We start from the raw sequence: 10,525 nt of genomic DNA, 5'->3' as shown, positions 1-10,525 counted from the left end.
GCTTCTCCAGACCGCTTCCGTGCGCCGAAGAAGTGCCGCGCGAGGTGTTGACAGGGCTTCGGGCCGTTCCTACCTTCACTTCACGCGAACCGGTTCGACGATCGGTCGCACAGCGAACCGGTTCGACCTAGGAGCCCTCATGAACATCGGTGAGATCGCCCGGCGGGCCGGTGTCTCGCGCAGCACCGTGTCCTACGCGCTGAGCGGCAAACGCCCCGTCTCGGACGACACCCGCCGCAAGATCCAGGAGGTCATCGACGAGCTGGGCTACCGCCCCAACGCCAGCGCCCGCGCCCTCGCCAACGGCCGCACCAGCACCATCGGCCTGGTCTTCCCCCCGGCAGGCAACCACTACACCGGGATGCAGCTCGACTTCATCGGCAGCGTGGTGGAGGCCGCCGCTGCCTACGACTACGACGTCCTGCTCTCCCCGAGCGGCGTGGACAGCGACCGCTCCTTCCAGCGGCTGCTGGGGGAGCGGCGGGTCGACGGCGCCATCCTCATGGAGATCAGGCTGGAGGACGACCGGGTCGACCACCTGGCCGACCTCGGCTTCCCCTCCGTCGCCATCGGCCGCACCGCCCATCCGGAGGGCGGCTGGTGGGTGGGCCTGGACCACACCGCGCTCGCGGCGGCCTGCGTGCATCACCTGGCCGACCTCGGCCACCGCCGGATCGCCTTCGTCAACCGGCCCCAGCAACTGATGCGGGCCGGATACGAGTCGGCCCACCGCGGTCTCGACGGCTTCACCAAAGCCGCAGCCGAACGAGGCCTGACCGTGCGGACCTACTGCTGCGGCGACGACGCCGCATCGGGCGAGGCCTGCCTGGAACAGATCCTCCACGACGACCCCGCCACCACCGGCCTCGTCACCCTGAACGAGGCCGCCCTCGGCGGTCTCTATCGGGGCCTGGCCCAGGCCGGCCGCCATGTGCCGCGCGACTTCTCCGTCACCGGGGTGGTGGCCGGACGCTGGGCGGAGACGGTGACCCCGCAGCTCACGGCGGCCGACGTACCGGCGGAGGAGATGGGCAGGCGCGCCGTCGACCTGCTTGTGGAACGGCTCGACCAGCCTGACGCGCCGCCGCGGCATCATCTGCTCGCGCCGCCGATCTCTTTGCGGGCCAGTACTGGGCCTTGCCACGGTGGTATGTGACATAGCACTGAAATTTTCAGTGGTATGTCACATACCGCCAGGCCTCCCGACCGCCGCCGCCACCTGACGTCGTAACCCCGCCGCCCTGCTGCCCCGCTGCCCCGCCGCCCGCCCACCGGCGCTGCTAGGCGTGCCCTCTTCACCTCCCGTACCCCCTCACGCCCCACCGCCCCTTCACCTCCCACCACCCCGTGCCTCGGCACCCGTATGCCCAGAACAAAGGACCTCCCGCCATGAACAGCTCCTCCAGACACCGCCGTCTGACCGCCGCCGCCCTCACCGCGCTCGCCGTCACCGCCACGGCCACCGCCTGCTCCTCCGGCTCCGGCAGCACCGACACCAAGGGCGCCGGCAGCGGCACGTACACCATCTGGGACCCCTACCCGCAGTTCGACCAGAGCTCGGCCTGGGTGAAGCTGCTCGACCAGTGCGGCACCAAGGCCGGAGTCAAGGTCAAGCGCACCGGCTTCGACACCAGCGACCTGGGCAACAAGACGCTCCTCGCCGCTCAGCAGGGCAACTCGCCCGACGTCCTCATCGTCGACAACCCCGTGGTGTCCACCCTCGCCGAGGCGGGCGTGCTCACCACCACCGCCGACAACAAGCTCGACACCTCGAAGGTCGACCCCAACCTGCTGGCGGCCGGGCAGTCGGGCGGCAAGACCTACGGCACCCCCATCGGCGCCAACACCCTCGCCCTCTACTACAACAAGAAGGTCCTGAAGGCGGCCGGCGTGGACATCGCCTCCGTCAAGGACTGGACCTCATTGACGGCGGCCCTGGCGAAGGTCAAGAAGGCCGGCAAGAAGGGCATCACCTTCTCCGCGATCGGCACGGAGGAGGGCAGCTTCCAGTTCCTGCCCTGGTTCTGGGGCGCCGGTGCCGAGCTGACCCAACTCGACTCCGCCCAGGGCGTGTCCGCGCTGACCCTGTGGAAGGACTGGCTGAAGAACGGCTACGCCCCCAACTCGGTCCTCAACAACACCCAGACCACCAGCTGGCAGGAGTTCGCCAGCGGCGACTACGCGTTCAGCGAGAACGGCACCTGGCAGCTCGCCAACGCCAAGAAGGCCGGCCTCGACTACGGCGTCCTGCCCATCCCCGGCGCGAACGGCGGCAACGCCGCGGCCCCCACCGGCGGCGAGTTCGTCACCATCCCCGTCCAGAAGGACACCGGCCGCTACGCCACCTCCCAGCAGCTGGCGACCTGCCTGACCAGCGGCGACAACCTCTACACCACCGACACCACCCTGTCCTACGTGGCCCCGACCAACGCGGTCCAGGACAAGCAGGTCGCCGCCGACCCCGCACTCAAGCCCTGGGTCCAGGCGGTCAAGTCGGCCAAGGGCCGCACCAGCGACGACCTCGGCACCAAGTACCCCAAGATCTCCGAGCAGATGTGGAAGGCCGTCCAGTCCGCTCTCAGCGGCTCCAAGTCGCCCAAGGACGCGCTCAGTTCCGCTCAGGCCGCGGCCAAGTGACGTGAGCGCCGTGAAGCAGACGACCCGTCCGCCGGACCACCGGTCCGTGCCCGTCCGCGGTGGGGCGGCCGCTACCGCCCCACCCTCCACCGGCCGCCGGAAGCGCCGCCGGCCCACCTCCACCCAGTGGGCCGCCTGGGGCTTCCTCGCCCCGGTGACCGCCTATCTCGCCCTCTTCTACGCCTATCCGCTCTACCGCAACCTCGACCTCAGCCTGCGCGACTACACCGTCCGCTCCTTCGTCCAGGGCGACGCCCCGTTCACCGGCCTGGACAACTACCGCACCGTCTTCGACAACCCGACCTTCACCCCGGCCCTGCTGCACACCGCCGTCTTCACCGCCGTGTGCCTGCTCTTCCAGTACGCCATCGGGCTCGCCCTCGCGGTCTTCTTCAACCAGCACTTCCGGCTCTCGGCCACCCTGCGCGCCCTGTTCCTCGTGCCCTGGCTGCTGCCGCTGATCGTGTCGGCCTCCACCTGGTCGTGGATGCTCAACAGCGACTCCGGAATCGTCAACGCGGCCCTGCACGCCCTCGGCCTCGACCCGGTGAACTGGCTGACCTCGCCGTCCTGGTCCCTCACCTCGGTGATCATCGCGAACATCTGGATCGGGGTCCCGTTCAACCTGGTCGTGCTCTACAGCGGACTGCAGTCCATCCCGGCCGGCCTGTACGAAGCCGCGGCCCTCGACGGGGCAGGAGCCTGGCGGCGCTTCTGGAGCATCACCTTCCCGCTGCTGCGGCCGGTGTCCGCGATCACCCTGCTCCTCGGCCTGGTCTACACGCTCAAGGTCTTCGACATCATCTGGATCATGACCAAGGGCGGCCCGGCGGACTCCTCCACCACCTTCGCCACCTGGTCCTACCAACTCGGCTTCGGCAACCTGCTGCCTGCCTTCGGCCCGGGCGCGGCCGTCGGCAACCTGCTCGTGGTCGCCGCGCTGGTCTTCGGCCTGGTCTACGTCCGGGTGCAGCGGAAGCAGGCGCTGTCATGAGAGCACCTGGCATGAGAGCACCCAGCATCAGTGACCCTGTCATGAGTGGCCCTGTCATGAAAGGCCCCGCCGTGAAGGCACGCTGGAAGACAGCCGTCGGCGTGCTGCTGACCGCGATCATGCTGTTCCCGGTCTACTGGATGGTCAACGTCTCCTTCACCCGAGACCAGGACATGCGCAAGAGTCCGCCCGACCTGCTGCCCCTGCACGGGACCCTGGCCGGCTACCGCACCGTCCTTGACGAGCAACTGCCCTACCTCGGCACCAGCCTCGTCATCGGCCTGGGCACCGTCGTACTGACCGTCGCCCTCTCCGCCCCCGCCGGCTACGCGCTGGCCAAACTGCGCCCGCGCGGCGGCGGCATCCTCAGCTTCGTCCTGCTGGCCGCCCAGATGATCCCCGGCATCATCATGGCGATGGGCTTCTACGCCATCTACCTCCAGCTCGGCCTGCTCCAGTCCGTTCCCGGCCTGATCGTCGCCGACTCCACCCTGGCCGTCCCCTTCGCGGTCCTGATCTTCACCGCGTTCATGTCCGGCATCCCCGGCGAACTGCTCCAGGCCGCACAGGTCGACGGAGCACAGGCACTGCGCACCTTTTGGTCGGTCGTGCTGCCCATGAGCCGCAACGCCGTGGTCACCGTGTCCCTGTTCGCCTTCCTGTGGTCCTGGTCCGACTTCGTGTTCGCCAGCACCCTCGTCAACGGCGGCGCCCACGAGCCGATCACCCTCGGCATCTATCACTACATCGGCAACAACAACCAGCAGTGGAACGCCATCATGGCCACCGCCGTCGTCGCCTCGCTGCCCGCCGCGGTGATCCTCGTCCTGGCCCAGCGCTACGTCGCCGCGGGCGTCACCGCCGGCGCCGTCAAGGACTGAATCCGCAAGAGCCCCCACAACCCCTCACGACGGCCGAGCCGTTAGTACGTCAGCGACCGCTGCCTTCCCGCTCCAGAAACGAGTCAGCCTTCATGACCGCCGCCCTCTCCGGCCCGGCCTTCTCCGTCCGAGACATCCCCTTCAGCACCTACGGGTCCTGGTTCGACCTCTCTCCCGTGGTGGCGGAGAAGACGTACGCCGAGGACCTCCACCTCGTCTCGCACCAGAACGGCATGCACGCCGTCCTGCGCCTGACCCCTCTCGACCCGGCCACCGCCGACCGCACCCCCACCCGCGTCGAGGCGACACCAGGCCTGCTCAGGTGGCACGCCGACAGCGGACACATCGACCTCGCCTACGAGTCACCGGACACCGTCCGCCTGCGCGGGAGCGGTGTCGGCATCGGCGTCCACGCCGCCGCACACAGCCTCACCCCGTTCAGCGGAACATACTTCTTCCACGACTCGGCGGCGGACGCGCACGTGTTCACGTCGTACGAGACCGGACGCCGTTACCGCGTCACCGTGCTGTCCGGCACTCTCGCGGGCACGACCGGATCCCAGGCCCTGGGCGCCGGAGACCGCGGACTCACCGTGACCGGGGGCGCCGAGGGCACCTGGGAGCTCGCGATCGAGGAACTCGACACCTCCCGCCCGCCATACACGTCCCTGGCGGACTTCGACGAGGTGGTGGAGTCCGCGCGGGATTCCTTCGCCGCCTTCCTCGACGCGGTGGCCCCCTGGCGTTCGCCCGCCACGCCGGCCGCCGAACTCGCCGCCTACGTCGTCTGGTCGGCGACCGTACGGCCGACGGGTCTGGTCACCCGGCCGGCCGTCCTGATGTCCAAGCACTGGATGGACAAGGTGTGGAGCTGGGACCACTGCTTCAACTCCCTGGCCCTGGCGCCCGGTTGTCCCGAACTGGCCCTGGACCAGTTCGCCCTGCCCTTCGACCATCAGGACGAAAGCGGCGCCCTGCCCGACTCGGTGACCCACTCCGAGGTCCTGTACAACTTCGTCAAACCGCCCATCCACGGCTGGGCCCACGCCCACCTGCGCCGACGGCTGCCCAGGCCGCCCGGCGGGGAGCAACTGGCGCAGACGTACGACCGGTTGAAGCGCTGGACCGACTTCTGGCTCACCGCCCGACGAGCCCCGGGCGCCCCACTTCCCCACTACCAGCACGGCAACGACAGCGGCTGGGACAACGCCACCACCTTCGATCCCGAGCGCGTCGTCGTCACCGCCGACCTCAGCGCCTTCCTGATCCTGCAGATGCGTGAACTGGCATATCTCGCAGCCGAGTTGGGCGAGGCTGGCGAGGCACTCCGGTGGACCGACGCGGCAGCCGAGACGCAGACGGCACTCCTCGACCAGCTCTGGACCGGCGACAGATTCGTTACCCGCTCGGTCGCCACCGGGGACACCTGGAGCAGCGACTGTCTTCTCGACCTCATGCCCGTCGTGCTCGGCGAGCACCTGCCCGCCGAGATCGGCAGCGCCCTCGCCGACCGCGTCAAGGCGCATCTGACACCGCACGGCCTGGCCACCGAACTGCCCACCTCACCGCACTACCTCGCCGACGGCTACTGGCGCGGCCCGATCTGGGCCCCCGCCACCGTCCTCGTCGAGGACGGCCTGCGCCGCGCCGGCCACCACCGGCTCGCGGACGACATCAGCGCCCGTTTCCGCGCCCTGTGCGAGACCCACGGCTTCGCCGAGAACTTCGACGCCCTCACCGGAACGGGCCTGCGCGACCGCGCCTACACCTGGACCGCCAGCAGCTACCTCCTGCTGGCCGAAGCACACGCACACCGAGGCGGTCGCTGACCGGCGCCGCCTCTCACCCCTCCCCGTAGGAGCCGCACCATGCCTACAGCCCGGACACTTCCCAGACCCACCACCCGCCGAGCCGTCTCATCCGTCGCAGTCCTCCTGGCCGCCGCGGCCGCAACCCTGATCCCCGCCGCCCCCTCCCGGGCCGCCGACACCGCCGTCACCGTCGACTTCGCCACCGCGGGCGGAGCCCCCACCTACCACGCCTCAGGAATGATCTACGGCATGACGCCGGACGGATCGCTCCCGCAGGACCACTTCTTCAAGGACATCAAGTGGCACTTCATGCGGGCCGGCGGCGCGCAGCTCAACAGCGGCGGCTACGCCACCAGCCTCGCCGACTACCAGACCCGCTGGAACTCGACCCTGGCGCAGTACAAGCGCACGGTGGCCCTCGGCGGCACCTTCGTCCTGCTCCCGCACGACCTGTGGGGCGCCGACGGCACCACCACCCAGGGCTGGCCCGGCGACAACGGTGACTGGACGCAGTTCGACAACTTCGTCACCCAGCTCATAGGCGACGTCAAGGCCAACAACATGACCGTCGAGTGGGACCTGTGGAACGAGCCCGACGGCAGCGGCTTCTGGAAGCCCTCACAGGCCCAGTACCTGCAGATGTGGTCCCGCTTCTACGCCAAGGTGCGCGCCGCGTTCCCGAACCAGCTCATCGTCGGGCCCAGCACGGCGAGCCAGCCGAACTCGTCCAACACCTGGTGGACCACCTACCTGAACTACGTCAAGGCCAACAACGTCGCCCCCGACATCTACAGCTGGCACGACGAACCGGGTGACCCGGTCAGCGACGTCGGCCGCGCCAACTCCACCCTCGCGGCAGCCGGGTTGACCAACACACGGCCGTACCAGATCAACGAGTACGCCACCCTGTCCATGCAGTCCCCGGGCGGCGGCGCCTGGTTCATCGGCCGCCTGGAGCGCGCCGGAGCCGACGGTCTGCGCGGCAACTGGGCCTCCGGTACCGGCCTGCACGACGACGAGGCCAACCTGCTCACCAAGAACAGCGCGGGCCAGTACCTGCCGCTGGGCGAGTGGTTCATGTACCGCTACTACGGCTCCCAGACCGGCAACATCGTCAACCTGGTCCCCGGCACCGGCACCGACGGTCTGGCCGTCAAGGACAACACCGCGAAGAACGCCAAGCTCCTGCTCGGCAGCAGCGGCAACACCGGGACGGTCACCGTCAACCTCACCGGCTTGAACACCACGTCGGTCGTGGAGAACAGCCAGGTCCGCGCGGTCGTCCAGCGCGTCCCCTACAACAACGGCGCCGCGGTGGCCGGACCGGAGACGGTCTCCGACACGACGCTGAGCGTCAGCAACAACGCGGCCTCGGTCAGCATCCCCTGGTCCAACGCCAAGGACGGCTACACCGTCACCCTGCTCCCGCCGTCCAACACCACCGTCTCCACCGTCGCCGTCAGCGAGAACAGCGGCCAGTGCCTGGACGACACCAACTTGAGCACCGCCAACAACACCCAGTACCAGCAGTGGTACTGCGAAGGCGGCTACCAGCAGATGCTCGACCTCAAGCCGGTCAGCGGCAAGGCCAACACCTACACCGTGGTCAACGAGCTCAGCGGCAAGTGCCTCGACGTCTCCGGGGCCTCCACCGCCGACGGCGCCGCCGTCATCCAGTACACCTGCAACGGCGGCACCAACCAGCAGTTCACCCTCAACCCCGTCACCGCGCTCGGCAACAGCAAGGACTACCAACTGGTCGCCGTCCACAGCGGCAAGTGCGTCGACGTCAGCAACGTCTCCACCACGGCCGGCGCCCTGATCCACCAGTGGACCTGCGATCCCGCGAGCGCCCTCGCCACCAAGAAGAACCAGATCTGGCGCCTCGCCGGCAAGAGCTGACGACTCGCTTCGAGTGGATGGACGGCCGCCCGGTGTCACCACCAGGCGGCCGTCGTGCTCAAGCACTCGGCAAGCGATTGTGAAGCATCTGTACAGGAGGCAGAAAACTTTAACTCTCAAGGTTCCCTTGTGCGGTCGTCCCTGTGACAGTGGGGGCATGGGGGCAGCACGCGTGTCGGACCGACCATCCCTGGACCACAATTGACGCACCATGACATGTATCCCCGGAGAGCCGGCGCCTTGTGGGGCCCCGTCATCGTCGGAACCCTGATGGTCGCCTTCGCTGTAGCGCCGGCACCGACCACCACGGTCCGGGCCCCGGCCCTGGAGGTGTCTTCGACCGAGACCACGGACCGAGTGATCCCCGTCCCTGCGCCCCTGCCGCCGCCCTTGCCCCAGTCGGGCGGGAGCTCGTGGTACGACGTGGACAACTGACCCCGGGGTGCAGCCCAACCCGTCTGCCGCACTTTATTTCCGCAGGTCCGAGCCCACGTGCACCGAATGACAAACTGTCGAGTCGAATCCGGGGCGAATCTCCACTGCAAGTGTCCTCGTTCCTGTCTGCCGCCTACTGACCTGCGGGCCTTCAGGGCCCGGCAGCGCGCGGCCGGACGCATTTGAGACAAGGTCGCGCGGTAACGGGAGTGCTGCTGGTCGTCGATCCGACAGGCCTGAAGCGGCCTCTCAGACGGCGTTGACCGGTGCGTACCCCGGTCGCCACATCCTGTCCCGTACTTTCTGGTCGCAGGCTGCTGACCAGGAACCTGAGGGGTGTCAACGCCCTGACGGACCCGACGGTCCTCGAGCCGGTGATCGCCGGTGTGACCGCGGGCTCCAAAGGGCGGGCGCAGGCTCGCCGGTCGGGTGCCTGTCCATGGGGAGTGGGGCTGCCGCATGGACAGGCGCGACCGTGGGCGTCAGGCCGTTTGGAGGAAGGGGTAGTCGGTGTAGCCCTCGGCGCCCGGTCCGTAGAACAGTTCCGGCCGCGGCTCGTTCTCCGGGTGGCCACCCTGCCAGCGCTCGACCAGGTCGGGGTTGGCTATGAGGGCCCGGCCCACGACCACGGCGTCGGCGTGGCCGGCCTCGATCTGCTGGTGCGCCTCCTCGCGGGTGGTCTGCCCCCCGAAGGGGCCGCTGTTGACGATCAGCTTGCCGTCGAAGCGCCGTCGAAGCTCCTGTACCAGGTCGCCGCCCGGCTCGATGTGCAGGACGGAGAGGTAGGCCAGGCCCAGCGGGCGCAGTTGGTCGAGCAGGGTTCCGTAGGTGGCCAGGACGTCGTCCCGGTCGGTCTCGAAGACGTCCCCGAGGTCGACCTCTGGTGAGATCCGCAGCCCGACCCGCTCGGCACCGACGGCCTGGGCGACCGCGGTGACGACCTCGACGACGAAACGGGCGCGGTTCTGCGGCGAGCCGCCGAATTCATCGGTGCGCTGGTTGGCCGCGGGGGAGAGGAACTCCTGGAGCAGGTAGCCGTTGGCGCCGTGGATTTCCACGCCGTCCGCTCCCGCCTCGATGGCCCGGCGGGCCGCGGCGGCGAAGTCCGCCACGGCTGCCCGGATCTCTGTGGTGGTCATCGCTTCCGGTACGGGGTAGGGCTGCTCGCCCTTCTCGGTGAACGTCTTGTTGTCGATGGCGATCGCGCTGGGGGCGAGGATGCGGCGGCCGCCGTTGATGTCGGGGTGGGTGCCGCGGCCGGCGTGCATGATCTGCAGGACGATGCTGCCGCCCTCGGCGTGCACCGCCTCGAACACCCGCTGCCAGCCGGCCGCCTGCTCGTCGGTGGCGATGCCCGGCTCACCGACATACCCCTGCGACGCGTGGTCGGGGTAGGTGCCCTCGGTGATGATCATTCCAACGCTCGCCCGCTGCCGGTAGTACTCGACCATCAGGTCTCCGGGAATGCCGGAGGAACCGGCCCGGACCCGGGTTACCGGTGCCATGACGACGCGGTTGGCGAGCTCGATCTTCCCGAGAGAGACGGGGGAGAAAAGCGACGGAACGGGCGAAGCTTCTGACATATCGGCGGTCATGGGTTTCTTTCTTTCTTCAATACGGAGGAAAACGGGATGGAGGTCTGCGCTGCAGGGGGTCCACGCTGTCCCTGGACGCGGTTCCAGGACCGCGATCGGGGTGTGGGTGGTGTTGGCGGCGAGCGCGGTGAGAGCCGCATGCTTTCGGCGTCGGTGTCGGCACCGGTCAAGCGCAACTGCCCGCCGGAGCCGGTACGGATCGGTGTCTGCAGGTCGCGCCGCGACCGGCTCCCTCGACGCGCCCCCGCGAAGAGGACCGGTACACGGCTT

The 10,525-nt window shown here is 68.9% G+C and carries 7 protein-coding genes; 6 read left to right on the top strand and 1 reads right to left on the bottom strand.

Annotated elements, in window-relative coordinates; all coding sequences use genetic code 11:
* The first annotated feature begins 139 nt into the window (after window positions 1–139).
* The 6 genes from ABZT17_RS10985 (at window position 140) to ABZT17_RS10960 (ending at window position 8,225) form a co-directional block, all read left to right on the top strand.
* A complete protein-coding gene (locus ABZT17_RS10985) occupies window positions 140–1,156 on the top strand; it encodes a LacI family DNA-binding transcriptional regulator (protein ID WP_356346575.1) in 1,017 nt (338 codons plus the stop codon).
* Window positions 1,157–1,389: 233 nt separating this feature from the next.
* Entirely contained in the window at window positions 1,390–2,637 is a 1,248-nt protein-coding gene (locus ABZT17_RS10980) for an extracellular solute-binding protein (protein ID WP_356346573.1), read from the top strand.
* A gap of 46 nt (window positions 2,638–2,683) precedes the next feature.
* Window positions 2,684–3,631 carry a sugar ABC transporter permease gene (locus ABZT17_RS10975; RefSeq protein WP_356346712.1) on the top strand — a complete coding sequence of 316 codons (948 nt, stop codon included), beginning with the start codon at window positions 2,684–2,686 and terminating at the stop codon, window positions 3,629–3,631.
* Window positions 3,632–3,687: 56 nt separating this feature from the next.
* A complete protein-coding gene (locus ABZT17_RS10970; protein ID WP_356346570.1) occupies window positions 3,688–4,512 on the top strand; it encodes a carbohydrate ABC transporter permease in 825 nt (274 codons plus the stop codon).
* A gap of 92 nt (window positions 4,513–4,604) precedes the next feature.
* Entirely contained in the window at window positions 4,605–6,341 is a 1,737-nt protein-coding gene (locus ABZT17_RS10965; RefSeq protein ID WP_356346568.1) for a trehalase family glycosidase, read from the top strand.
* 39 nt (window positions 6,342–6,380) lie between these two features.
* On the top strand, window positions 6,381–8,225 hold the full coding sequence (locus tag ABZT17_RS10960; RefSeq protein ID WP_356346566.1) for an RICIN domain-containing protein: 1,845 nt from the start codon (window positions 6,381–6,383) through the stop codon (window positions 8,223–8,225).
* 917 nt (window positions 8,226–9,142) lie between these two features.
* Here the strand turns inward: ABZT17_RS10960 and ABZT17_RS10955 are convergent.
* Entirely contained in the window at window positions 9,143–10,255 is a 1,113-nt protein-coding gene (locus tag ABZT17_RS10955; RefSeq protein WP_356346563.1) for an alkene reductase, read from the bottom strand.
* Between the last annotated feature and the right edge of the window lie 270 nt (window positions 10,256–10,525).

This window comes from Streptomyces sp. NPDC005648 (assembly GCF_040605395.1).
GTDB lineage: Bacteria > Actinomycetota > Actinomycetes > Streptomycetales > Streptomycetaceae > Streptomyces.
The sequence above is the reverse complement of the archived record's forward strand: the minus strand, read 5'-3'. Positions and strand labels throughout refer to the sequence as shown.